Source organism: Sediminimonas qiaohouensis DSM 21189, assembly GCF_000423645.1.
Lineage (GTDB): Bacteria > Pseudomonadota > Alphaproteobacteria > Rhodobacterales > Rhodobacteraceae > Sediminimonas > Sediminimonas qiaohouensis.
This window is the reverse complement of the sequence record NZ_AUIJ01000009.1, coordinates 77,634-101,910: the sequence shown is the minus strand read 5'-3', so window position 1 is coordinate 101,910 and position 24,277 is coordinate 77,634. Positions and strand designations below refer to the sequence as shown.

Genomic DNA, 24,277 nt, shown 5'->3' with positions numbered 1-24,277 from the left:
TAGAACAAAGCAATACTGATGTCCCCGAGGATGCGATGCCATGCTGACACGTAAACAGATCGACCTGTTGAATTTCATCCATCAGCGCGTGCAACGCGACGGCGTTCCGCCAAGCTTTGACGAAATGAAAGAGGCGCTCAACCTGCGCTCCAAATCCGGCATTCACCGGCTGATCACGGCGCTTGAGGAACGCGGATTCATCCGCCGCCTTGCGCATCGCGCGCGGGCGCTGGAGATCGTCAAGCTCCCCGAGATCTTGTCGGGACAGGCCGCAAGCGGCTTCACCCCCGAGGTGATCGAGGGCGACGCACCAAGCGCGCCGCACCCCGGCGATGCCATGCCGCTTGAGACCGCGGCGATGGCGCGCGACCTGCCGGTGATGGGCCGTATCGCCGCCGGTGTCCCGATTGAGGCAATTAGTAACGCCGAGCGTAGCATCGCCGTCCCCGACGCCATGCTGGGCGCGCAGGGCGATCATTACGCGCTTGAGGTGCGCGGCGATTCGATGATCGATGCCGGCATCAATGATGGCGATGTCGTGGTGATCCGCGAAACCGCCACCGCCGACAACGGCGATATCGTCGTGGCCCTCTTAGACGATCACGAGGCGACGCTTAAGCGGTTCTTCCGCCGTGGCGGCGCCATCGCGCTGGAGGCCGCGAACCCTGCCTACGAGACGCGCCTTCTGCCCGAGGACCAGGTCAAGATACAGGGCCGTCTCGTCGGGCTGATCCGCACCTACTGATCACCCTGCCGCGACCAAAGGCGCAGACCCGCCACGTCATTCGCGCGGCGGATTTCCCCCCACGTGTCGCCCGCCCCAAGCGCCAGCGCACCGCTTTGGCGAAGGGATTTGGCGTCGATCACCCGGCACGGCAGATCCCGATTGGACGCGGGCACGTTTAGCACGGCCCAATCCCCGGCGTCGCAGCTCAGATCCCGCGCGCCGCGCTTGCCGCGCGCATGGATCAGCCGCCCGCCGCCCGGCACAGCGACCCGATCGCTCCAGCGCGCGGCGGCGGCGGCCTGATCGGCGGTGTCGCCATCGTTCTCAAGCCAGTTGCGCGCGACAAAGCCGCTGCCCCGCTCCCGGCTCAGGGCGCGACCCTGCGGTGTCATCACCCCGACCAGCCCGCCATCGCCCGAGATCAGGATCATCGGCCGCTCCGCCTGCGTCCACAAGGCCAGCGCCGCCACCATCGGCGCGAGCCCCACAAGCCGCACGCGCCCCTGCCACAATATTCCCCACAGCGCACCAACCGCCAGTAACGGCAACACGCCCGCGCCGGGCGAGACGACCGCGCCGCGCGCATGCGGCAGCGCCGCAATCCGGTGCGCCAGCTCCAGGATCCAATCCAGACCGCCGCCCATGACCCAAAGCGCCGGCGCCTCCAGCCCCAGCGGCATCAGCGCTGCCGCAAGCACCGCCGCCGGCATCACCAGCGCGCCCATCATCGGCACCGACAGCAGGTTGGCCAGCAGCCCATAGCGCGCGAACTGATTAAAATGCGCGGCCGCCACCGGCGCCGTCGCCAGCCCCGCGACCGCCGAGGACAGAACTACCGCCAACACCGGGCGCGCCCACCCGGGGCCGCGCCCCGGCGCGCGGCCCCGCAGCCAGCCGAACACCGCCACCAGGGCCGTCGTCGCGGCAAAGGACATCTGGAACCCCGGCCCAAGAAGCGCCTCGGGCCGCAACAGCAACACCACGATCGCCGCCACTGCCACCGCGCGCAGGCTGATGGCGCGGCGGTCCACGATCACCGCGCATAGCATCACCGCCACCATGACAAAGGCGCGCTCGGTCGCCACGTTGCCGCCCGACAGGGCCAGGTACCCCGCCGCTGCCAACAGCGCCCCGCCCGCCGACAGTTTGCGCGCCGGCACCCTCAGGCCGACCACCGGCACCGCCGCGAATAACAGGCGCAACGCGCTCAGGACCACGCCCGCCAGCAGGCCCATGTGCAGCCCCGAAATCGCGAGCAGATGCGCCAGGTTCGAGATGCGCAGCGCTTCCAATGTCTCCTGCCCGATCCCGGACCTGTCGCCGGTCATTATCACGGCGGCAAAGGCGCCGGTCTCGCCCGGCAGGGCGGCCTGTACCCGCGCCGAAAGCGCCATCCGCGCCCGCGCCAGCACCATCGCCCCGCGCGGCGCCGGCCGCATCAGAACCGCAGGCGCGCGGGTATACCCGATCGCGCCCAGCCGGGCGAACCACGCATGGCGCCGAAAATCAAAGCCCCCCGGCTCGACCGCGCCGGAGGGCGGCGCAAGATGGCCCGTCATCGCCACGCGCTGCCCCGGCTCGGGCACGAAATACCCCTGCTGCCCATGCAGCGAAACGCGCACGCGGCGCGGCGTGCGCCCCGGCGGTGTATCCTCCAGCACAACGCCGTCCAGCGTCAGGCGCACCGCGTCCGAGGAAGACCGGTCAACCGCCACGATCCGCCCCGCGATCGGCCCGTAATAGCGCCATTCCAGGACCGGCGCGGCCACCATATGCGCCCGCGCGCCCGCAAGGCACAGCCCCGCCAGGATCAGCGCCAGCGCGATGAGGATCGGCGCCGCCTCCGGCCCGCTGCGCCACGCCAGAACCGCCAGCGCCATCGCCCCCACGGCCGCGGCAGCATAAAAAACCGCGCCCGGCTCTGAGGGGGCGGCGAAATAGCCCCCGATCCCGACCGCCAGGCACACCGGCGCCCACGGAAACAGGTGCCCGCGCTGGCGCAGGAACGCGGATCCGATCGCAGCTGATATCCGCACCTCTTGCCCCCGCTCCGGCGCCTCGCTAGACAGACGTCCACGCTACGCGCTACACCCTTACCGAAAGGTTAATCCGCCCCATGCCCGATCAGGTCGTCACCCGTTTTGCCCCCTCTCCCACCGGATTTCTGCATATCGGCGGGGCCCGCACGGCGCTTTTCAACTGGCTTTTCGCGCGCGGACGGGGCGGCAAGTTCCTGTTGCGGATCGAGGATACAGACCGCGCCCGCTCGACCCCCGAGGCGACGCAGGCGATCTTGACGGGGCTGAACTGGCTTGGCCTCGATCATGACGGCGATGTCGTCAGCCAGGCCGCCGGCGCCGAGCGCCACGCCGAAATTGCCGAGCAGCTTTTGGACGAGGGCAAGGCCTACAAGTGCTTTTCCACCGCCGAGGACATCGCCGCCTTCCGCGAAAAGGCCCGCGCCGAGGGGCGATCAACCCTTTTCCGCAGCCCCTGGCGCGACGCCGACCCGGCCACCTACCCCGACGCGCCGTTTGCCATCCGCATCAAGGCCCCGCGCGAGGGCGAAACCGTGATCCGGGACCAGGTGCAGGGCGATGTGCGCATCCGAAACGATCAACTCGATGACATGGTGCTGCTGCGCGGCGACGGATCGCCGGTCTACATGCTGGCGGTCGTCGTCGATGATCACGACATGGGCGTGACCCACGTGATCCGCGGCGATGATCACCTCAACAACGCCGCACGGCAGATGATGATCTATCAGGCCATGGGCTGGGACGTGCCGGTCTGGGCGCATATCCCGCTCATCCACGGCCCCGACGGCAAGAAGCTCAGCAAACGCCACGGCGCGCTTGGCGTCGAGGAGTATCAGCAAATGGGCTACCCGGCGGCGGGGATGCGCAACTATCTCGCGCGCCTGGGTTGGAGCCACGGCGATGACGAGTTTTTCACCGACGCGCAGGCGATCGAATGGTTCTCTCTTGACGGAATTGGCAAATCTCCGGCACGCTTTGACTTCAAGAAACTGGGCAACCTCTGCGGGCAGCACATGGCCGCGATGGACGATGCTGCGCTGCTGCATGAATTGCAGGATTTCCTGCGCAGCACCGGGCAACCCCCGCTGGATGACGCCAAGGCAGCGTTGATGAAGCAGGCCATACCATGCCTCAAAGAGCGCGCGAAGACCTTCCCGGAACTACTTGAAAAGGCTACATTTGTCACCTCAACCCGACCCATTGAACCAGACGAGAAGGCGCAGAAATCCCTCGATTCTGTATCCCGTGGTATACTGGGGGAATTGACGCCGCAGATGCGAAATGCTAACTGGACGCGCGAAGACCTCGAAGCTGTCGCAAACGCGTTCGCCAACGACAAGGGAATGAAATTCGGACAACTGGCCGCCCCGTTGCGGGCGGCATTGGCCGGGCGGAGTGCGACCCCGAGTGTCTTTGACATGATGCTGGTTCTCGGACGGGACGAGACCATCGCCCGCCTGAACGACGCGGCCGCCTGATCGGGGCGAAGCGCGCAAGGAATGCCAGCGTTTTGGCGCACCGGAAACGATGCGCCCGGACGCGACACCACCACCCGTGCCGCTTGTGCACGACAACGCGTACCCCATGCGATCCGCGCATGTGGCCAGTGAGAGGGAATTCGCATGCCAGAATCAACAAAATCCGCCACCCTGAGTATTGACGGAACGCAGGTGGACCTGCCGATGTTCACCCCCTCTGCGGGCCCCGAAGTCATCGATATCCGCAAGCTTTATGCCCAAGCCGGGGTGTTCACCTATGATCCCGGCTTTACCTCGACGGCAAGCTGCGACAGCACCATTACCTATATCGACGGCGACGCAGGTATCTTGCTGCATCGCGGATACCCGATCGACCAGTTGGCCGAGAAATCCCATTTCCTCGAGGTGTGCTACCTGCTGCTTTATGGTGAGCTGCCGACCGCCACGCAGATCGAGGATTTTGAGCATCGCGTGACCCATCACACGATGATCCACGAGCAGATGCACAACTTTTTCCGCGGGTTCCGGCGCGATGCGCACCCGATGGCGACGATGGTCGGCGTGGTCGGTGCGATGTCGGCCTTCTACCACGACAGCACCGATGTCAGCGACCCCTGGCAGCGCGAGGTTGCCTCGATCCGCCTGATCGCCAAGATGCCGACGATCGCCGCGATGGCCTACAAGTATTCCATCGGGCAGCCCTTCGTGTATCCGCGCAACGATCTGGATTACGCGGCCAACTTCCTGCACATGTGCTTTTCGGTGCCGGCGCAGACCTACGAGGTCGATCCGATCCTGGCCCGCGCGATGGACCGCATCTTTACCCTGCATGCCGATCACGAGCAGAACGCGTCGACTTCGACGGTGCGCCTCGCGTCCAGCTCGGGTGCGAACCCGTTTGCCTGCATCGCGGCCGGCATCGCCTGCCTGTGGGGGCCGGCGCATGGCGGCGCCAACCAGGCCTGCCTTGAAATGCTCAAGGAAATCGGCAGCGTCGATCGCATCCCCGAGTTTATCGAGCGCGCAAAAGACAAGAACGACCCGTTCCGCCTGATGGGGTTCGGCCACCGCGTCTACAAGAACACAGATCCGCGCGCCAAGGTGCTCAAGCAATCCGCCGACGAGGTGCTGGACCTGATGGGCGTCGAGGATAACGAGCTGCTCAAGGTCGCCAAGGAGCTGGAGCGCATAGCCCTCAATGACGACTACTTCATCGAGAAAAAGCTGTTCCCGAACGTCGATTTCTATTCGGGCATCATTCTCGAGGCCATGGGCTTCCCCACTTCGATGTTCACACCGATCTTCGCACTGGCGCGCACCGTCGGTTGGGTCAGCCAGTGGAAAGAACAGATCGCCGATCCGCAGATGAAGATAGGTCGCCCCCGGCAGCTCTACCTCGGCGAGTTGCAGCGCGACTACGTGGATGTCGAAAACCGCTGATGCGGCCATCCGGCGGGGTCATGCGCCCCGCCGGATCTGTCCCCCCTAGCGCCAGGTCGTATAGCCGATCTTCAGGGTCTTGGGCGAGCCGCCGGTCACGCCGTTGACGCGAAACTGGCTGATCCGGCCCTCGTTGGTGCGCACGCAAATATATGACCCGACAGGAATATCGCGCAGCGACACCCGGTCCCGGGTGAACCGTGCCGAGGAACAGCCCGCGTAGCCCCGGTTCGACCGATCGCCAACGCCAAGCCGCGCGCCGTTGCGCGGGGCGACATACAGAAGATCCGCGGTTTCGGCCTGGAACCAGATGTCGGCGGCATTGCCCGCCCCGACCGATCCGCGATCCAGGTCGGCCGTATAGGTCTGCGGAATATCAAGCGCCGACGTCGTAAAGGTCTGCGGCCCGGCCGATGCGGTTTCGCACTCGAACGCGCCGCCACTCGTGCTGCAGGTTGCCCCCTCGGGCGCATAGCGCTGAATGCTGCCCGCCGGCCCGTAAAGGCACTGCAGCGCCTTCTTGCCGCCAATCGTGATGACACGCACATCGGTCAGGGAATTAACGATGGGCGTGTTCCACCAACCGGACGGCAACGCGGTTGTCACTTCGCGGCGGATCTTGGATTGCGGGCACTCGATGCGCTCGGCGCTGGCGCTTTGCGGCGCAAGTGCGGCGACAGTTGCAAGACCCGCGACCATTGCAGCGCCAGGTAGTGCAGCACCAAGGGAGAGGATGGAAAACATGCGACCAATCATGGGAATTCTCCGATAACAAAATTGCGAGAATACCCCATTCTTATGGCCGCGACCCGATTCTGACCACGGCCCCGCGATCGCGTCACCAGATGAGCGAAAATTTGCTTGTTGCCGAACGGGTGCTTTGCCCCTCAGCGCCCCTCGTATTTCGGCGGGCGCTTTTCGAGGAACGCCAGAACGCCCTCCTTGAAATCGCGGCTTTGGCCGCAGGCGCCCTGTGCGCGGCCCTCCAGGGCCAGTTGATCGTCAAGGCTGTTGTCCCAACTGCCGCGGATCGCCTGCTTGACATGCGCATAGGCCAGCGTCGGCCCCTTGGCCAGATGCGCCGCCCGCGCCCGCCAGACCGCGTCGAACTCGGCGTCGGGCACCGCTTCCCAGATCATACCCCAATCGTCGGCCTGCCGGGCGCTGATCTTGTCGGCGAAAAGGGCCGCGCCCATGGCCTTGGCGCTGCCCATGTTGCGCGTCAGCCAATAGGTGCCGCCCGCGTCCGGGATCAGGCCGATCCGTGTGAATGCCTGCAGGAAATAGGCGCTTTCGCTGGCGATCACCACGTCGGCTGCCAGCGCGATGTTCGCCCCTGCCCCCGCGGCGGCGCCGTTCACCGCTGAAATGGTCGGCACCGGGCAGTCGAAGATCGCGCGCAGCATGGGCGCGTATTCGTCGCGCAGCGTCCGCTCCAGATCCAGGTTATCGGCATTGGCCCGGTCGCTCAGGTCCTGCCCCGAGCAAAACGCACGCCCCGCCCCGGTCAGCACCAGGACACGCGCGTTCTTACCTGCCTCGGTGGCCGCATGGGCGATCTCGGCGCGCATCTGCGCGTTGAGCGCGTTCATCTTGTCCGCACGATCCAGCGTCAGAACCGCCACATCGTCGGCGATCTCCAGCGATATCGTCTCATAGTCCATTTCGGGCCTCCCATTCCGGTCTCAGCCGCAGCATAACCGACCGCACGGTAAGGAAAAGGGCAAACCCCGCGTCACTCGTCAAGAATTTCGCGCAGACGCGCCTGCTCGCCCTCGCTCAGGTCCTGTTGCGCGGGCTCCTGCGCGCGTGCGCGGCCGCGCAGGTACACAGCCCCCGCGCCAAGCGCGAACAACAGCATCAAGGGCCCCGCCGCCCATAGCAGCCAATTGCCGCCGGTCATCGTCGGCTTGAGCAGAACAAATTCGCCGTAGCGCGCGACGATGAAATCGACGACCTCCTCGTTGCTGTCGCCCTCAAGCAGCCGCTCGCGCACCAGCAGGCGCAGATCGCGCGCCAGTTCGGCGTTGGATGCATCGATATTCTCGTTGCGGCACACAAGACAGCGCAGGCCTTCTGATATATCGCGCGCGCGCTGCTCCAGCTTGGGATCGTCCAGGATCTCATCGGGTTGCACCGCAAGCGCCGGCATTGCGAACATCGCCAACGCCAGCGACAGGATCAGGGCCAGCCGTTTCATTCCGCAGGCACCCCGCGCGCCTGCACGGCGGCCTTGCGCGCGCCCGCCGCCACGCGGTAGCGGCGGTCAGACAGGCTAAGAAGCCCACCAATCGCCATCAGGATCGCGCCGCCCCAGATCCAATTGGCCAGCGGTTTGAAGTAGGTCCGCACGGCCCATCCGCCGTTCTTTTGCGAATCGCCGATCACGACATAGACATCGCGCAGCAGCCCGTTATCTATCGCCGCCTCGGTCGTGGGCATCTGCTGCACCGGGTAGACGCGCTTTTCGGGGTGCAGCACACTGATTTCCTTGCCATCCTGCGACAACAGAACCTCCGCCATGGTCGAGCGGAAGTTCGGCCCCTGCACCTGCCGCACATCCCTCAACGTCAGGGTATAGCCCGCAACCTCGAACGGCTCGCCCACTTGCGCGACGCGGATATCCTCCTGCTCCCACGCCATCAGCCCAGCAATGGCGAACATCGTGACGCCGAGGCCGCTATGCGCAACGGCCTTGCCCCAATCGGCACGCGGCAGACGCGCAAGGCGCGCGATGCGGTTGCCGCCCCGGCCCGTCTTGGACCAGATATCAACCGCCGCCCCCATGACCAGCCACGCGCCCATGAACACCCCCACGGGGCCAAGCGCGCTGCGCCCGGTCTGCATCGCAAAGGCCAGAGCCATCAGCGCCACCGCCAGCGCCAGCGGCACCCGCAGCGTGCGCAAGACGCGCCCCACCTTGCCGCGCTTCCACGGCAGCATCGCGCCCACCGGCAGGACCAGCCCCAATACCACCATGAACGGCGTGAACGCCATGTTGAAAAACGGCGCCCCCACAGACAGCTTACGACCAAGGATCAACTCGCCCACGAGGGGCCAGATCGTGCCGACGAACACCACGAAGGCGCTGACCGCCAGCAGGATATTGTTCAGCACCAAGGCACTCTCGCGGCTGACCGGGGAAAAGACGCCGCGCGCCTCCATCGCGCCCGCCCGCGCCGCATAAAGGACCAATGCGCCGCCCATGAACACCGCAAGGATCAGCAGGATGAAAACGCCCCGCTCGGGGTCATTGGCAAAGGCGTGCACCGACGTGATCACGCCCGAACGCACGATGAACGTGCCAATCAACGAGAACCCGAACGCCAGGATCGCCAACAAGATGGTCCAACTCTTTAGCGATTCGCGTTTCTCAACCACCACCGCCGAGTGCAGCAGCGCCGCCGCGATCAGCCAGGGCATGAAGCTGGCGTTCTCGACCGGATCCCAGAACCAGAACCCGCCCCAGCCCAGCTCGTAATACGCCCACCAACTGCCAAGAGCGATCCCGACGGTCAGGAACATCCACGCCGCGAGCGTCCAGGGCCGCACCCACCTGGCCCACGCGGCATCGACGCGCCCCTCGATCAACGCCGCCACGGCAAATGAAAACGCCATGCTCAGGCCGACATAGCCGAGGTACAGAAACGGCGGATGAAACGCGAGGCCGGGATCCTGCAACAGCGGGTTCAGATCGCGCCCGTTCATCGGCGGCACGGCCATCCGCTCGAACGGGTTCGAGGTCAGCAGGATAAAGCCATAGAACGCCACGCCGATCGCGCTTTGCACCGACAAGACCCGTGCCTTCAGCGTCGGCGGAAGGTTCCCGCCGAACCACGCCGCCGAGACGCCGAACAACGTCAGGATCAGCACCCACAACAGCATCGAGCCCTCGTGATTCCCCCAAACCCCGGTGATCTTGTAGAGCAACGGTTTGGCGGTGTGGCTGTTGTTGACCACCAGCTTGACCGAGAAATCCGAGGTGACGAACGCATAGGTCAGCGCCGCGAACGAGAACGCGACCAGCAGGAATTGCGCGTTCGCCGCCGGGTCCGCCACCGCCATCCAGCCGGGCCAGCGTTTGTGCGCGCCGATCAGCGGAACGATGACCTGCACGCAGGCAACCAAGGCGGCAAGGATAAGGGCGAAGTGACCGAGTTCTGTAATCATGCGGCATATATATCGCTTAACGCCAAACAGGCCAATGCGAATTCGTGCGCGCTTTGTATCAGATTGTCGCGCCCGTCACCGCCCCGCCCGGCGGCGCCAATCGCTTAGCGCGGGGTTGGTATCGGGGCGCAGCGCCTGCAGCGTCAGCGCGGCATCGGGGCCGCTATCGGCCGCGGCGGGGCTGCCCGGTCCGCGTGCGGCCTCTTCGGCCCCTGCAAACTCGCGCATCGCCGCCTGCCCCATGCGCAAGGAGCGGCGAAAATCGTGCCCCTTGGCCTGGTAGCGGGCGCCGAAATAGAACGAAACGATCGCCCCCATCAGCCACCAAAGCGGCTCGGGCACCATGGCCAGCCCCGCCATGCGCGCGGCAAACCACGTCGGGTCGAACATCGCCGCCGCGAAAAGCGCCAGCGTGCCAAGCGCCATCGCCGGGCGCGGCACCCGGTTCAGGGCATCCATCACCCGGTCGAACCGGCCGCGCCGGGGGGCGGTGAACTCGGCCTCGAACTGCGCCAGCGCGGCCTGTGCGCGGGCCGCGTCCCGCGCCGCCATGGCGTCGGCGCCCGGGCGAAATACATGCGCCGTCTCGCGCAGCACGTTGCGCCCCGATCCGAACAGGATACGTACAATCGCCTCGATCAATCCCATGCCTTGACCCTTTCGTAAAATTCCGCGGCACTCAGGTGATAGCGCGGCGCGATGAACGCCTCCGCCCGCCTGATCCAGCCGCCCTTGCCCCCCGCTCGCGTGCGGGCATATTTGCGCGAGGCCGGGCGCCGATCAGCCAGCCGCAGGTAATAGCTGCGCCGCGCAATCCCGTAGGCGTCGCGCACATGCCCCGGTGCCGCCTCGTAGGCGGCGCGCGAGGCCTCGGCCGTTTGCGGGCCAATCACCCCGTCCACCGCCACCGTGTGCCCCATTTCGCGCAAGAGCCGCTGCAGGATGCGCACCGCGTTGGCGCCCGCGTTCACATACATGTCGAACACCGTATCCTGCAGCGCGCCGGGCAGCCGCCCGATCCCCGGCCTGTGGAAATAATGCGTGATGAAGATTTTAACCGCCTGCGCACGGCTCAACGCCCGCACATCGGCCACGTCCACGGCGCTATCGCCGGTCACGTCCAGCCCCAGCCGCCGCAGGGTGTGGATCGTCACACCGTGGTTCGTGGCGCCGCCCGGATCATCCGGGTCGTTCACGAACCCGCCCTCGCGGCCCACGATCTCGCTTGCAATGTCATGGATATCCCGCACGCCACATCCTTTCCCGCAATCATCGCGAGGAAAGGCTGCGGCGCGTGGGTTAACGCGGCGCTACCGGCGCGCACGGCGGCGCGCACTCAGCCTTCTGGCGGCCCCTCGTAAACGCCTTGCTCCTTGAGTGCGTCCACGACCTCTTTGGGCATGTAGGACTCGTCATGTTTGGCAAGTATTTCAGAGGCTTCAAAGGTGCCGTTAATGTAGCGGCCAGTGCCGATCATGCCCTGGTTCTCGGCGAAAAGATCGGGCAGAACGCCCTTGAACACCACCGGAACCGAGGCGCCGCCATCCGTTACGGTAAACGAGATCACCTCGCTCTCGCCTCGCTTCAGGCTGCCCTCTTCGACCAGCCCGCCGATGCGAAACACCTCCGACGGCGCGGGCGGCTCGGCAACCACCTGACTAGGCGCGCGGAAAAAGTTGATGCCATCGCGCATCGCGTAGCCGATCAACGCGGTGGACACGATCAACGCCACCACGGCCAGCATTATGACCTGTATTCGCCGCTTCTTTTTCAGGCCCCGCATCGGTTGCTCCTGTCCTCAGGGGAAACACGGCGCCAGCATCAGCCCCGTCGTCTCATCAAGATTTAACATCAGGTTGGCGTTCTGCAAGGCCTGCCCGCTGCTACCTTTTGTCAGGTTGTCCAGCGCCGCGATGACAATCGCGCGCCCCGCCGTGCGGTCCGCCGTCACCCCGATATGGCAAAAATTGCTGCCCCGCACGTGCCGCGTGCTGGGCTGCTCGCCATATGGCAGCACCTGCAGGAACGGCTCATCGGCATAGGCATCGGCCAGCACCTGATGGATTTGCGCCGCGTCGCCGTGCACATAGGTCGTCGCAAGGATGCCGCGATTGGCCGGGATCAGGTGCGGCGTGAACTGCACCGCCACCGGCCGCCCCGCCAGCGCCGAGAATTCCTGGTCGAACTCGCCCATATGCCGGTGCACGCTGCCCACGGCATAGGCGTGATAGCCCTCGCTCAGCTCCGCATGCAGCAGGTTCTCGCGCAGGCTCCGGCCGGCGCCGGACACCGCGCATTTCAGATCCAGCACGATATGATCCAGATCGATCGCATCCGCCGCGATCAGCGGCCGCAGCGCGTATTGCCCGGTTGCCGCGTTGCACCCGGTTCCGGCCACCAGCCGCGCGGTGGCGATTTGGTCGCGGTAAAACTCGGTCAGCCCGTAAACCGCCTCTTTTTGCAGCTCCACTGCCGCGTGCGGGTTGCCGTACCACTTCTCGTACTCGGCCGGATCGCGCAGCCGGAAATCGGCGCTCAGATCCACGATACGCAGATGCGATGGCAGCGCGCTGATCACCTCCTGGCTGGTCTTGTGCGGCAGCGCGCAAAAGCACAGGTCGATGCCGCTGAAATCGATCTCGTCGATCTTGCTCAGCATCGGCAGGTCCAGGTGGCGCAGATGCGGAAACACCGAGGCCATCGATTGCCCCGCTTTCGAGTTGGCCCCCAACGCGGCGATCTCCATGCCCCCATGGGTGGCAATCAGCCGGATCAACTCGGCCCCGGTATAGCCCGAAGCGCCCAGAATGGCGATTTTATGCGTCATCTCTTGTCATCCTTTCCACCCCTGCCAATGGCGCCGGGCGGTATTCCATGTGTCATATCCCAAGGGGCAGGCCGCCGCCCGGGCCCCGATCAAGCCGCTGTGTCAAACGCGATGCGTCGTCGCAGGAACTGCGTCGCGCGGTCCGACACGCGGCGCGTGTCTCCCGTGGTCAGAAACCGGCTGTCGTCGCCCGCCCCGGTCATGCCGGGGTGCCGCCCCAGGTAATCGGCCAGGCTTTCGGCCACCAGGTCGGGTTGGCTGTACACCTGCACATCGGGGCCGAGCGCGTCCTGGAACACGTCCTGCACCAGCGGGTAATGCGTGCAGCCCAGCACCGCCGCCTGCGGCTGCGGCATCTTGCGCCGCAGCGCGTCCACGTGGCTGCGCACCAACGCCTCGGCCAAGATCATGTCGCCCTCCTCGATCGCGTCCACCACCCCGCCGCAGGCCTGCGCCTCGACATCGACGCCGATCGCGCGGAACGCCAGTTCGCGTTGAAACGCGCGGCTGGCCACAGTGGCCGGCGTGGCAAACAGCGCGACATGCTTCACTGCCACCTCGCGCGGCGGGCTGTTGTCGCCCCATTGCCGCTCGGTCAGGGCCTCGATCAGGGGCACGAACACGCCCAGAACCCGCTTGCCCGGGGGCACGCCCGCCTCCTGCATGCGGCGCAGAGCGGCGGCGCTGGCGGTGTTGCACGCCAGCACCACCAAATCGCATCCCTGATCCCACAGTGTATGCACCGCCGCATTGGTCAGCTCGTACACGTCCTGCGCATCGCGCACCCCGTAGGGCGCATGCGCGTTGTCGCCGTAATAAACCAGCGGCAGGTCGGGCATGCGCGCCTGCACGGCGTTCAGTACGGTCAACCCGCCCAGCCCGGAATCGAATATGCCAACCGCCATGGTCCTGCCCGCCTGTTGGGCGCTACGCCCTGTGCCTGTCCTCGAACTCGAATCCATACTCGTAGGATTCGAGCGGTGTCGGCGATAGCTCATACGTGGCTTTGCGCAGGAAATCCATCATTGCTTTGGTGTCGCTGGCATGGGCGCGGATCTGCGCGGCCTCGATCGGGGCGCCGATGGAGACACGCACCGGCGTGTCCACCCGTTTGGCGAATTCCTTGATCAGCAGTCCCATGCGCAGGGTCTGGTGCATATGGCTGGCGATCTGGAACAGGCGGCTGGTGTGCCCGTCGAAACAGATCGGCACGACAGTCGCGCCCGATTTGGCCACCATCCGCGCCGTGAACGCGCGCCAGCCCGGGTCCATCGGCCGCGCCATCGGGCGCGCGGCGGTGGACACGGTGCCGCCCGGGAAGATTCCGATCGCGCCGCCGCCGCGCAGATACTCCAGCGCTGCGCGCCGCGTCTCGACGTTGCGCAGCGCCGCGTCGCGCGTGGCGTCAAAGGAAACCGGCAGGATTACCCTCGCAAGATCGGGCGCCTTGCGAAACACGTGGTGCGCAAGAATGCGAAAATCGCCCCGCGCGCATGACAGGATATGGCCCAGCATCAGGCCGTCCAGAATGCCATAGGGATGGTTGGCGATCACGATCAGCGGCCCCTGTCGCGGGATCGCCTCCAGCGCGCCGCACGCGATGTCCAGCGACAGGCCATAGCGCTCCACCATCACCTGCCAGAAATCGCGCCCCTCGGCGATCTCGCGCTCATAGCCGCGCGCGCGCCGAATGAGGCCAATCCGCCCGGTGACGTTCTCCATCGCGCGGATCATCACCCGCCCTCCGCGCGTCTGCGCCGAATGGGCATAGCTGATATCGCGCGCGATCTCGCGCGGCGCGGGCACAGGGCCGGGTGCGCGGGGGTCGAGTGTCATTGCGAGCCTTGAGTGTGTATTGTCCCGATGACGCGATCATGACACGCGCCGATGACCGCAATATGACATGCTCCGCTCCGGGACCAGCCAGATTGCGGGAGGTGTCTTGTCGCAACCGGCCTGGAGCGGCCCCTCGGACAAAGTGCCCCGCCCGGAATCGAGGCGTGTAGCGCCGCCGCGCCGCCCTCCGGCCCGGCGATATGGCTGCCACCGGCGCAACGCCCAAAGGTCATGCGGGTTTGGCAAACATAAAGTGACCCGCACCAACGTAGGATCGCCGCACCGCGGCCGGTCGATGCGCAGCTACTCAGCCGGCTTTCCAACACCCGCAACAAACCACCCCCGCTATTCCGCCGCCTGCGCCATGTCGGGGCCACCGTTGCGGATGGTGGCCAGCAGCTCTTCGCGCCGCTTGGCTGCCTTGGCCTCGTTCTCTTCCTTGATCGGGCCGAAGCCACGGATCTGCAGCGGCAACTCGGCCAGCGCGACCACCGCGTCCATCGTCTCGGGCGCGGCCTTGGGCAGGACCTCGGCCATGTCGGCCTCGTATTGCTTGATCAGCGCGCGCTCCATCTTGCGCTCGGTTGAGCGCCCGAAAATGTCCAGCGGCGTGCCCCGCAGCACCTTCAACCGCGCCAGGATCCCGAACGCCCGCAGCATGATCGGCCCGTACTGCTTCTTCATCGGGCGCCCGTTGGCCCCCGTCTTGGACAGGATCGGCGGCGCCAGGTGGAAGGTCATCTTGAAATCGCCGTCGAATTGCTCGGCCGCCTTGGCGCGCGTCTCAAGATGCAGGCGCGCCACCTCGTATTCGTCCTTGTAGGACAGCAGCTTGTGATAGCCCTTGGCCAGCGCCTCGCGCAGGCGGGTATCCTCGACGCTATCGACCAGCTTGCGGTATTTCTTGGCTAGCCGCTTGCCCTGGTAGGCGACAAGGTGATCGGCGCGGTACGCGATCTTTTCCTCAAGGTTTTTGGGCTTTTCGCTCACGTTCGGGGTCGTCATCCGCGCCGCCTGATCGGGGTTAAGCGCCGCCCAACGGCCAATCTCGAACGCGCGCAGGTTGCGCTCCACCGCCGCACCGTTCAATTCGATCGCCGCCGCCAGCGCGTCATAGCTCAGCGGGATCAACCCGCGCTGCCACGCCGCGCCAAAGATCATCATGTTGGAAAAGATCGAATCGCCCAGCGTCACCTTCGCCAGATCCGACGCATCGAACAGCAGCGCGCGCTCCTTCATCCGCGCCTCCAGCGCCAGTTGCAGCCGCTCGGTCGGCAGCTTGAACCCGGGATCGCGGGTGAAATCGCCGGTGATGATCTCGTGGCTGTTGACCACTGCGCCGGTGCGTCCCCCTCGCGTCAGGCCCAGCGTCTTGGCCCCCGCCGACACCACCAGATCGCCGCCGATCAACGCATCCGCCTCGCCGGTGGCCACGCGTACCGCGTTGATGTCCTCGGGGCGCTCGGCGATGCGGCAATGGATGTGCACCGCGCCGCCCTTTTGGGCGAGGCCTGCCATCTCCATCATGCCGGCGCCCTTGCCGTCGATCTGCGCCGCTTGCGCCAGAACCGCGCCGATGGTCACAACCCCGGTGCCGCCGACGCCGGTGATCACCACGTTGAAGGTGCCGTCGATGGCCGGCAATTCGGGCTGCGGCATGTCCTCGGGCAGCTCCAGCGCCGTGGTCGCGGCCTTCTTGGGCGTCGCCCCTTCCAGCGTCACGAAGGACGGGCAGAACCCGTTGAGACAAGAGAAATCCTTGTTGCAGGCGGATTGATCGATCGCCCGCTTACGGCCCAGCTCGGTTTCCTCGGGCACGATCGCAACGCAGTTGGATTGCACCCCGCAATCGCCGCAGCCCTCGCACACGTCGGTATTGATGAACACGCGCTTGTCGGGGTCCGGAAACAGGCCACGCTTGCGGCGGCGGCGCTTCTCGGCCGCGCAGGTCTGCACGTAGAGGATCACCGACACACCGCTCAGCTCGGCGTATTTCTCTTGTACCCTTGGCATTTCCTCGCGCTCGAACGTCTCGACGCCCTTGGGGAACCGGCTCAGGTCCACGTCTTCCTTCTCGTCGTAGACCACCGCGACGTTGCGCACGCCCATGGCGCGCACCTCGTCGGCGATGCGGTAGGCGTCCAGACCGCCCTCGTTTGCCTGCCCGCCGGTCATCGCCACCGCGTCGTTGTAAAGGATCTTGTAGGTCATCGTCGTGCCCGCCGCCTGCGCGGCGCGGATCGCTTGCAGACCCGAGTGGTTATAAGTGCCATCGCCCAGGTTCTGGAACACGTGGCCCCGCTTGGAAAACGGTGCCTCCCCGATCCAGTTGGCTCCCTCACCGCCCATATGGGTAAACCCGGTGGTGTTGCGATCCATCCACTGCACCATGTAGTGACAGCCGATGCCCGCGTAGGCGCGGCTGCCGTCGGGCACCTTGGTCGATGTGTTGTGCGGGCACCCGGCGCAGTAATACGGCAGACGCGCGGCGATATCCTCGGCGTTGTCGCCCGCGCGCGCCTCGTTCAGCGCATTCAGCCCGGCCTTGATCCCGTCGGTATCGCGCCCCTCCTCGATCAGGATCTCGCCCAGCTTTTCCGCGATCCAGATCGGATCGAGCGCGCCGCGCGTCGGGAACAGCTCCTCGCCATGCATGGACCCGGCGCCGCCGCCCTTGTGCCATCCGTAGACGCGCCGCCCGCGGCGGTCGTCGAAAATCGCCTCCTTGATCTGGATCTCGATCAGCTTGCGCTTTTCCTCGACCACCACGATCAGGTCTAGCCCCTCGGCCCAGTCGTGGAACCCCTTCATGTCCAGCGGGAAGGTCTGCCCCACCTTGTAGGCGGTCAGGCCCAAACGCTCGGCCTCGGCGTCGTCGATGTTCAGCAGGTCCAGCGCATGCACAAGGTCCAGCCAGTTCTTGCCGGCGGCGACAAACCCGATCTTCGCGCCCGGCTTGCCAATCATCCGCTTGTCCATGCCATTGGCGCGCGAGAATGCCTCGGCGGCAAAGCGCTTGTAGTCAATCATCCGCGCCTCTTGCGCGTGCGGCGTATCGATCAGACGGATGTTCAGCCCACCCTCGGGCATGTCGAACGGCGGATTGACCAGTTGCATCCGGTCGGGCCGCCCATCGACGACCGCCGTTGCCTCGATCGTGTCCTTCATCGTCTTCAGGCCCACCCAAAGCCCCGAAAACCGGCTCAGCGCATAGCCGTATATCCCGTAATCCAGGATCTCCTGCACCCCTGCGGGGCTGACCACGGGCATGTAGGCATCGACCATCGCCCATTCGCTCTGGTGCAACACGGTCGAGGATTCGCCGGTGTGGTCGTCGCCCATGGCCATCAGAACCCCGCCATTGGGGCTGGTGCCGGCCATGTTGGCGTGCCGCATCACGTCGCCCGAGCGGTCCACGCCGGGGCCCTTGCCGTACCACAGGCCGTAAACGCCATCGAACTTGCCCTCTCCGCGCAACTCGGCTTGCTGCGCGCCCCACAGGGCGGTGGCGGCCAGGTCCTCGTTCAGGGCCTCCTCGAAGGTGACATCGGCCTCGGTCAGGAACTTCGCGGCGCGGTTCATCTGCATGTCCACCGCACCAAGGGGCGATCCGCGATAGCCGGTGACATACCCCGCCGTGTTCAGCCCCGCCGCGCGGTCGCGCGCCTTTTGCATCAGCATCAACCGCACCAGCGCCTGTGTCCCGTTCAGCAGAACAGGCGATTTCTCCAGGTCGAACCGATCATTTAGCGAAATTTTCTGTGTCGTCATCGCGCGCCTCCCTTCGCAGGATATACCTGCTACGTTATGCTACAAGGATAGGTCACAAAGAGTGACCTACAAAGGGAAATTTCAGACTTTTTCGGGCAACCATGCGATGCTCTTGATGTTTTTTTGAGTATTTCATGTAAAACGACGAAAAGAATAGAAAGATGCGGACATGGATTGGGACAAGCTCAGAATATTTCACGCCGTCGCGGATGCAGGCAGCCTCACGCACGCGGGTGAGGCGCTCCACCTGTCGCAATCGGCGGTCAGCAGGCAGATTCGCGCCCTCGAGGAAGGGCTCAACGCCACCCTGTTCCACCGCCACGCGCGCGGGCTGATTCTCACCGAGCAGGGTGAGCTTCTGTTCGACGCGACCAGCGCCATGGCCAAGCGCCTCGATGCCGCCTCGGCCCGTATCCGCGACAGCGAGGAAGAGGTGTTCGGCGAATTGCGCGTGACCACCACCACCGGCTTTGGCACACTGTGGCTGGCGCCGCGCCTGTCGCGGCTCTACGAGAAGTACCCCGACCTCAAGATCGATCTCATGCTCGAGGAGCGCGTGCTTGATCTGCCCATGCGCGAGGCCGACATCGCCATCCGCATGAAAGAGCCCAGCCAGGCCGACCTGATCCGCAAGCGCCTGATGAACATCCGCATGCGCCTCTATGCCTCGCCCAGCTACGTCGCCAAGCACGGGGCGCCGCAGGAGCTATCAGAAATCAGCGGCCACCGCCTGATCTGTCAGAACCTCAAGACCGCGCAGGTCGGCGCGGGTGCCTCGCTGGTGCAGCAATTGCTGGCGCAGGATATCCGCTCGACGCTGACGGTGAACAACTACTTCGGGGTGCTGCAGGCGGTGCTGCACGATCTCGGAATCGGCGTTCTGCCGCACTACCTGATCAACGATTTCCCCGACCTGGTGCAGGTGCTCCCCGATGTCGAATCGGTCGAAGTGCCGGTGTTCCTCGCCTATCCCGAGGAATTGCGCCATTCCAAGCGGATTGCCGCCTTTCGAGACTTCGTTCAGGAAGAAATTATCAGTTATCGCAAACAGACCAAAAATCAGGCATTTGCGTAAGGGTTTGCCGCGTCATGCAGCATGCGCATACCGGGCATGCTGCGATCGCAGCATAAAAGCGCTTGAACGTTTCAGTAACGATGCCTATTTCACCTCTCGACGATGATGTTGATCACTATCGCATCATTTTCATACCTCCCTGTTGGACTATGGCCGGACTTCGTGTCCGGCCTTTTTTTTGGCGCACACAGTTTGGGCAAGAAGGTCAGGACCGCTCAGACCTCCGGCATATCACTGCCCGCCCAGGGCGACAGGACCTCGGCCGCGCCCTCGCGGATCACGATGTTCTCCTCGTGCACCATTCCGCTGCCAGCGCTCAGCGCGATCCATGGCTCCAGCGTGATCACCATTCCCGGCTCCAGCACCGTCGGATCCCCCTCCGACAGCGACAGCCCCTCGGTCAGTTGCATGCCCAGACCATGCCCCAGCCGCCCGGCGCGCGCGCCCGTGACCGCCGCCATCGCCTCGAACAGGTCGCACGCACGCGCGCCCGGCTGCGCCAGCGATAGCCCCGCCTCGCATGCGTCCATCAGGCACGCATGCGCCCGCCGCACCGCATCGGGCACCGGGCCGACGGCAAAGTTTCGGTCGAAATCGCAAAAATACCCCCCGCGCACCGCGCCGGTATCCAGCATCATCACGTCCCCCGCCGCCAACCGCCGCGCGCCTGCGGGCGATATCACGTCGCCATACCCGTCCGGCCCCGCGCCGCCCGCGAGGTAGGGTACCCAGTCGGCGCCTTCCTCAAGCAGGAGACGCTGAAAATCGCGAAACACCTGATCCAGCGGCACGCCCGCCGCCGCGATCTCGGGCACCCGCGCGAACGCCCGCCCGGCGACGGCGCAAACCTCGCGGATGCGGGCGATCTCGGCCTCGGACTTGATCGCACGCAGCGCCGCCATGATCCCCGCGTCATCGCCAAAGCGCAGCCCACTGCGCGCCTTCAGCCGCTCGAAATCCGCCAGAGGCATGCGCAGGTGCGTCTCGGGGCCCATCGGCACCCCGATCTGCCCCCTGCCCGCCACCTCGCGCAGCGCCTCGGCCAGAAGCGCCGTGCCGTCATCGGCCGGATCGGGCGCCGGCCATGTGCGAATATCGGTCAACCCCGTGCGCGCCATCAGCGGCGCGCCGATCTCGGGGATCACCGCCACCGGCGCCCCTTGCGCAGGCACCACCAGGTACCAAGGCCTGCTCGGGCTTTCCCAAAACCGCGTCAGGAAGCCGGTGAAATACCGCACCTCCGCCTCGGTGCTCAGCAGCAGCGCGCCGATCCCGGCGCGCGCCATTTCCGCCTGCGCTCGCGACAGGCGCGCGGCATATTCGCCCGGCGCAAAGGCCCCCGGCACGTCCATCATGACGCCTCTTCGCTCAGGATGCACAAAACCTGCGTATCGGCCCCCGCACCCGGCACCCCGGCCAATGCCGCCGCCACGCCCGCCGCACCCGATGCGCTACTGGCGAATCCCGCGCCCTCCAGCAGCGGCAAGGCCTGCGCCGCCTCTTCCTCGCTGATCAGGGCAAAGGCGTCGGCATCGCGCGCCAGCCCCTTGAGCGCGATCAGCGACGGCACCTTGCAATCAAGCCGCCCCATGGCCGACACCGGCCCCGTTGCAGCGACAGCTTCGCCCGCCTTGATGCTGCGCCATAGCGCCGGCGCGGCGGCGGGTTCGACCACCACGATGCGGGGCACATCGCCCCAGACATGGCGCAGGTAGGCGGCGACCGCGCCCGCCATGCCGCCGACACCGGCCTGCAACAGGACCACGTCGGGCGGCGTCGGCATCTGGCGGGTGATCTCGACCGCCATCGCGAGGTACCCCTCCATCAACCGGTGCGGTAGCTCAATATACCCAGGCCAGGACGAATCCGACAAAAGCACCCATCCATGGGCGCGCGCGGCCTCCTCGGCGGCCTGCATGCTCGCCTCGTAATCGGCGCCCGCGCGGACCACCTCGGCCCCCTCTCTGCGCAGCCGCGCGGCAAAGCTTTCGGGCACGGTGTCGGCCAGGTAGATCACCGCCCGCGCCCCGAACACCCGTGCGCCCGCCGCCACCGACAGGCCGTGATTGCCCGCGCTTGCGGTCACGTATGTCCGCCCCTCCAGCGGCCCCGCCTGCGCCGCGTGGGCAATGACATAGGCCGCGCCAAGCGCCTTGAAGCTGCCCAGCCCCATGCGCCCGCGCTCGTCCTTGACCCAGATCGCGCCAACGCCCGCCCGCTGCGCCAACCCCGGCGCGGGTAGCAGCGGCGTCTCGCCATGCTTGGGGCAGCGCTCCAGAAGCGACTCGGGCGCATCCGCGTCCACGCTCGGCATCGGCACACCGCCGAGCGACAGCCCACTGCCCCGCCACGGGTTCTCCATCCACTCCATCGCACTCTCCCTTTGCCCGGGCCGCACTCGGCCCCAAATGACCTGAGCCGATCCCGCCGCGCCGGTCAATCCTCAGGACGCGCATGGAAGCACAAGCCGCGCATCGCCGGGCCGCGGTGCGGCGATCCTACGTCCGTGCGGTGCACTTTATGCCAGCCAAACCCGAAGAACCTCAGAGCATTTCGCCGACATCAGCCAAATCGCCGTGCCGGGGGGGGCGGCCCGGCGATGCGCGGCGCCCTGCGGGCGCTATTCGCGCGGGACCGCCCCTACACCGCCACTCCCTCGCCAAAGCCCCCTTTCCCCCCGCGCTCGCATCGCATAAACAGGCGCCAGCGCATCACCGCGAGGGGAACACAGAGAACATGCAAGATCCGGCCATCACGCCCGACCTGATCGCCGCCCACGGCCTGAGCGACGAAGAATACGACCGCCTTCTCGGCATCATCGGGCGCGAGCCCACCTTCACCGAACTGGGCATCTTCTCGGCCATGTGGAACGAGCATTGTTCCTACAAATCCTCCCGGAAATGGCTCCGCACCCTGCCCACGGACGGGCCGCAAGTGATCTGTGGACCGGGCGAGAACGCCGGCGTCGTGGATATCGGCGACGGGCAGGCGGTGGTGTTCAAGATGGAAAGCCACAACCACCCCTCCTATATCGAGCCATACCAGGGCGCGGCGACCGGCGTGGGTGGCATCCTGCGCGATGTGTTCACCATGGGCGCGCGGCCCATTGCGGCTATGAATTCGCTCAGCTTCGGCAGCCCCGACCACCCAAAGACCCGGCAACTGGTGCACGGCGTGGTTGAGGGCATCGGCGGCTATGGCAACTGCTTTGGCGTGCCCACCGTGGGCGGCGAGGTGCGCTTTCACACCGCCTATGACGGCAATTGCCTGGTCAACGCCTTCGCCGCTGGCCTGGCAGATACCGACAAGATCTTCTACTCAGCCGCCAGCGGCGTCGGCATGCCCGTGGTCTACCTGGGCGCCAAGACGGGCCGCGACGGCGTCGGCGGCGCCACCATGGCCAGCGCCGAGTTCGACGAGACGATCGAGGAAAAGCGCCCCACCGTGCAGGTCGGCGATCCGTTCACCGAAAAGCGCCTGATGGAGGCCACGCTTGAGCTGATGGCCACCGGCGCCGTCATCTCGATCCAGGACATGGGCGCCGCGGGCCTGACATGCTCGGCCGTAGAAATGGGCGACAAGGGCGGCCTCGGCGTGCAGCTCAACCTCGACGAGGTGCCCTGCCGCGAGCAGGCTATGACCGCCTACGAAATGATGCTGTCCGAGAGCCAGGAACGCATGCTGATGGTCCTGCGCCCGGAAAAAGAGGCCGAGGCGCGCGCCGTATTCGAAAAATGGGACCTCGATTTCGCCATCGTCGGCGAAACCATCCCCGAGGACCGCTTCCTCATCATGCAGGGCAATTCCATCAAGGCCGATATCCCGCTCAAGGCGCTGGCCGAAAACGCCCCCGAATACGACCGCCCATGGGAGGCCGCCGACACCCCCGAGCCATTGGGCGAGGTGCCCGCCATCGATCCCATCGACGGGCTGCGCGCCCTGCTGGGCAGCGCCAACTATTCCTCGCGGCAATGGATCTACGAACAATACGACACCCAGGTCATGGCCGATACCGCCCGCGGCCCCGGCGCGGGCGCGGGCCTTGTGCGCGTGCACGGCACCGACAAGCTGCTGGCCTTCACCGCCGATGTCACGCCCCGCTACGTGCGCGCCAACCCCCACGAGGGCGGCGCGCAGGCCGTGGCCGAGGCGTATCGCAACCTCTCGGCACTGGGTGCCAAACCGCTGGCCAGCACCGATTGCCTGAACTTCGGCAACCCCGAGAAACCCGGCATCATGGGGCAGTTTGTCGGCGCGATCAAAGGCATCGGCGCGGCTTGTGCGGCGCTGGACATGCCGATCGTGTCGGGCAACGTCTCGCTCTATAACGAGACCGATGGCACCGGCATCCTGCCCACCCCGACCATCGGCGCCGTCGGCCTGATCGATCACGCCGATCACGCCATCACCGGCACCGCGCGCGACGGGCACGTGGCCTTGCTGCTCGGCCCCGTCGGCAGCCACCTGGGCCAATCTGCGCTGCTATCGGAGGTGTTTAACCGCGAAGAGGGCGACGCCCCCCACGTGGACCTGGACCTTGAGCGCCGCAACGGCGAGTTCATCCGCGACAACCACGCCCTGATCCGCGCTTGCACCGATCTGGGTGATGGCGGCCTCGCGCTGGCCGCGTTCGAATTGGCCGAGGCCGCCCAGACCGGCGTTCACCTCGACAGCGACGACATGCACGCCCTCTTTGGCGAGGACCAGGCGCGCTACCTCGTCGCCTGCAACTTCGATCAGGCCGAGGCGCTGATGATCGCCGCCGGTCAGGCCGGCGTGCAAATCCACAGCGTCGGCAAGTTCGGCGGCGACACCGTCCGCTTTGGCGCGTCCGAGGCGCCGCTGGCCGAGCTGTCCGATACCTTCCGCCGCAGTTTCCCTGACGCCTTCGCCTGACCCCTTGCAGCAAAGGCG

The 24,277-nt window shown here is 66.1% G+C and carries 19 protein-coding genes; 5 read left to right on the top strand and 14 right to left on the bottom strand.

Annotation, left to right across the window (positions count from 1 at the left end):
* Positions 1 to 40 precede the first annotated feature (40 nt).
* Positions 41 to 745, top strand: coding sequence for a transcriptional repressor LexA (lexA, locus tag G568_RS0109585; protein ID WP_026757821.1), 705 nt, complete (start codon positions 41 to 43; stop codon positions 743 to 745).
* Here lexA and G568_RS0109580 read toward each other — a convergent pair.
* A complete protein-coding gene (locus G568_RS0109580) occupies positions 739 to 2,763 on the bottom strand; it encodes a ComEC/Rec2 family competence protein (protein WP_026757820.1) in 2,025 nt (674 codons plus the stop codon). The two genes, lexA and G568_RS0109580, sit on opposite strands and share 7 nt — an antisense overlap.
* Positions 2,764 to 2,843: 80 nt before the next feature.
* Here G568_RS0109580 and gltX point away from each other — a divergent pair, with 80 nt between their 5' ends.
* Positions 2,844 to 4,244 (top strand): glutamate--tRNA ligase, encoded by a 1,401-nt coding sequence (gene gltX, locus G568_RS0109575; protein ID WP_026757819.1) that lies wholly within the window; start codon positions 2,844 to 2,846, stop codon positions 4,242 to 4,244.
* Between the two features lie 144 nt (positions 4,245 to 4,388).
* Positions 4,389 to 5,684 carry a citrate synthase gene (gene gltA, locus G568_RS0109570; RefSeq protein WP_026757818.1) on the top strand — a complete coding sequence of 432 codons (1,296 nt, stop codon included), beginning with the start codon at positions 4,389 to 4,391 and terminating at the stop codon, positions 5,682 to 5,684.
* A 45-nt stretch (positions 5,685 to 5,729) separates the two neighbouring features.
* Here gltA and G568_RS0109565 read toward each other — a convergent pair whose 3' ends face one another.
* The 11 genes from G568_RS0109565 to G568_RS0109515 all read right to left on the bottom strand — a co-directional run bounded on the left by G568_RS0109565 (position 5,730) and on the right by G568_RS0109515 (position 18,288).
* Positions 5,730 to 6,440: a hypothetical protein gene (locus G568_RS0109565; protein WP_169576951.1), complete on the bottom strand. Its 711-nt coding sequence runs from the start codon at positions 6,438 to 6,440 to the stop codon at positions 5,730 to 5,732.
* 131 nt (positions 6,441 to 6,571) lie between these two features.
* Positions 6,572 to 7,348: an enoyl-CoA hydratase-related protein gene (locus tag G568_RS0109560; RefSeq protein WP_026757816.1), complete on the bottom strand. Its 777-nt coding sequence runs from the start codon at positions 7,346 to 7,348 to the stop codon at positions 6,572 to 6,574.
* Between the two features lie 71 nt (positions 7,349 to 7,419).
* A complete protein-coding gene (locus G568_RS0109555; protein WP_026757815.1) occupies positions 7,420 to 7,884 on the bottom strand; it encodes a cytochrome c-type biogenesis protein in 465 nt (154 codons plus the stop codon).
* A complete protein-coding gene (locus tag G568_RS0109550) occupies positions 7,881 to 9,854 on the bottom strand; it encodes a heme lyase CcmF/NrfE family subunit (RefSeq protein ID WP_026757814.1) in 1,974 nt (657 codons plus the stop codon). The genes G568_RS0109555 and G568_RS0109550 overlap by 4 nt, the downstream gene beginning before the upstream one ends.
* A gap of 75 nt (positions 9,855 to 9,929) precedes the next feature.
* Positions 9,930 to 10,502, bottom strand: coding sequence for a holin family protein (locus G568_RS0109545; RefSeq protein ID WP_026757813.1), 573 nt, complete (start codon positions 10,500 to 10,502; stop codon positions 9,930 to 9,932).
* Entirely contained in the window at positions 10,493 to 11,104 is a 612-nt protein-coding gene (locus G568_RS0109540; protein WP_026757812.1) for a holin-associated N-acetylmuramidase, read from the bottom strand. Before G568_RS0109540 ends, G568_RS0109545 begins: the two co-directional genes overlap by 10 nt.
* An 86-nt stretch (positions 11,105 to 11,190) precedes the next feature.
* Complete coding sequence (ccmE, locus tag G568_RS0109535) at positions 11,191 to 11,637, bottom strand: cytochrome c maturation protein CcmE (RefSeq protein ID WP_026757811.1); 447 nt, start codon at positions 11,635 to 11,637, stop codon at positions 11,191 to 11,193.
* A 15-nt stretch (positions 11,638 to 11,652) separates the two neighbouring features.
* Entirely contained in the window at positions 11,653 to 12,681 is a 1,029-nt protein-coding gene (gene argC / locus G568_RS0109530) for an N-acetyl-gamma-glutamyl-phosphate reductase (RefSeq protein WP_026757810.1), read from the bottom strand.
* Positions 12,682 to 12,770: 89 nt separating this feature from the next.
* Positions 12,771 to 13,586 (bottom strand): glutamate racemase, encoded by an 816-nt coding sequence (locus tag G568_RS0109525; protein WP_026757809.1) that lies wholly within the window; start codon positions 13,584 to 13,586, stop codon positions 12,771 to 12,773.
* 22 nt (positions 13,587 to 13,608) lie between these two features.
* Positions 13,609 to 14,517 carry a lysophospholipid acyltransferase family protein gene (locus tag G568_RS0109520; RefSeq protein WP_051202901.1) on the bottom strand — a complete coding sequence of 303 codons (909 nt, stop codon included), beginning with the start codon at positions 14,515 to 14,517 and terminating at the stop codon, positions 13,609 to 13,611.
* A gap of 345 nt (positions 14,518 to 14,862) precedes the next feature.
* Positions 14,863 to 18,288 (bottom strand): indolepyruvate ferredoxin oxidoreductase family protein, encoded by a 3,426-nt coding sequence (locus G568_RS0109515; protein ID WP_026757807.1) that lies wholly within the window; start codon positions 18,286 to 18,288, stop codon positions 14,863 to 14,865.
* A gap of 169 nt (positions 18,289 to 18,457) precedes the next feature.
* On the opposite strand from G568_RS0109515, the gene G568_RS0109510 reads away from it, so the two are divergent.
* Positions 18,458 to 19,363 (top strand): LysR family transcriptional regulator, encoded by a 906-nt coding sequence (locus tag G568_RS0109510; RefSeq protein WP_026757806.1) that lies wholly within the window; start codon positions 18,458 to 18,460, stop codon positions 19,361 to 19,363.
* Between the two features lie 215 nt (positions 19,364 to 19,578).
* Here the strand turns inward: G568_RS0109510 and G568_RS0109505 are convergent, their stop codons facing one another.
* Positions 19,579 to 20,715 carry a M24 family metallopeptidase gene (locus G568_RS0109505; protein WP_026757805.1) on the bottom strand — a complete coding sequence of 379 codons (1,137 nt, stop codon included), beginning with the start codon at positions 20,713 to 20,715 and terminating at the stop codon, positions 19,579 to 19,581.
* Positions 20,715 to 21,734, bottom strand: coding sequence for a pyridoxal-phosphate dependent enzyme (locus G568_RS0109500; protein ID WP_026757804.1), 1,020 nt, complete (start codon positions 21,732 to 21,734; stop codon positions 20,715 to 20,717). The genes G568_RS0109505 and G568_RS0109500 overlap by 1 nt, the downstream gene beginning before the upstream one ends.
* Positions 21,735 to 22,099: 365 nt before the next feature.
* Here G568_RS0109500 and purL point away from each other — a divergent pair, with 365 nt between their 5' ends.
* Positions 22,100 to 24,259, top strand: coding sequence for a phosphoribosylformylglycinamidine synthase subunit PurL (gene purL, locus G568_RS0109495; RefSeq protein WP_026757803.1), 2,160 nt, complete (start codon positions 22,100 to 22,102; stop codon positions 24,257 to 24,259).
* Positions 24,260 to 24,277: the final 18 nt, after the last annotated feature.

Bases quoted from the DNA above. Each gene is read 5' to 3' on its own strand.
- G568_RS0109520 (WP_051202901.1), bottom strand. From the start codon at position 14,517: ATGACACTCGACCCCCGCGCACCCGGCCCTGTGCCCGCGCCGCGCGAG.
- lexA (WP_026757821.1), top strand. From the start codon at position 41: ATGCTGACACGTAAACAGATCGACCTGTTGAATTTCATCCATCAGCGC.
- G568_RS0109510 (WP_026757806.1), top strand. From the start codon at position 18,458: ATGGATTGGGACAAGCTCAGAATATTTCACGCCGTCGCGGATGCAGGC.
- gltX (WP_026757819.1), top strand. From the start codon at position 2,844: ATGCCCGATCAGGTCGTCACCCGTTTTGCCCCCTCTCCCACCGGATTT.
- G568_RS0109565 (WP_169576951.1), bottom strand. From the start codon at position 6,440: ATGATTGGTCGCATGTTTTCCATCCTCTCCCTTGGTGCTGCACTACCT.
- G568_RS0109505 (WP_026757805.1), bottom strand. From the start codon at position 20,715: ATGGACGTGCCGGGGGCCTTTGCGCCGGGCGAATATGCCGCGCGCCTG.
- G568_RS0109545 (WP_026757813.1), bottom strand. From the start codon at position 10,502: ATGGGATTGATCGAGGCGATTGTACGTATCCTGTTCGGATCGGGGCGC.
- G568_RS0109550 (WP_026757814.1), bottom strand. From the start codon at position 9,854: ATGATTACAGAACTCGGTCACTTCGCCCTTATCCTTGCCGCCTTGGTT.
- G568_RS0109555 (WP_026757815.1), bottom strand. From the start codon at position 7,884: ATGAAACGGCTGGCCCTGATCCTGTCGCTGGCGTTGGCGATGTTCGCA.
- G568_RS0109500 (WP_026757804.1), bottom strand. From the start codon at position 21,734: ATGGAGTGGATGGAGAACCCGTGGCGGGGCAGTGGGCTGTCGCTCGGC.
- ccmE (WP_026757811.1), bottom strand. From the start codon at position 11,637: ATGCGGGGCCTGAAAAAGAAGCGGCGAATACAGGTCATAATGCTGGCC.
- G568_RS0109560 (WP_026757816.1), bottom strand. From the start codon at position 7,348: ATGGACTATGAGACGATATCGCTGGAGATCGCCGACGATGTGGCGGTT.
- G568_RS0109525 (WP_026757809.1), bottom strand. From the start codon at position 13,586: ATGGCGGTTGGCATATTCGATTCCGGGCTGGGCGGGTTGACCGTACTG.
- purL (WP_026757803.1), top strand. From the start codon at position 22,100: ATGCAAGATCCGGCCATCACGCCCGACCTGATCGCCGCCCACGGCCTG.
- argC (WP_026757810.1), bottom strand. From the start codon at position 12,681: ATGACGCATAAAATCGCCATTCTGGGCGCTTCGGGCTATACCGGGGCC.
- gltA (WP_026757818.1), top strand. From the start codon at position 4,389: ATGCCAGAATCAACAAAATCCGCCACCCTGAGTATTGACGGAACGCAG.
- G568_RS0109515 (WP_026757807.1), bottom strand. From the start codon at position 18,288: ATGACGACACAGAAAATTTCGCTAAATGATCGGTTCGACCTGGAGAAA.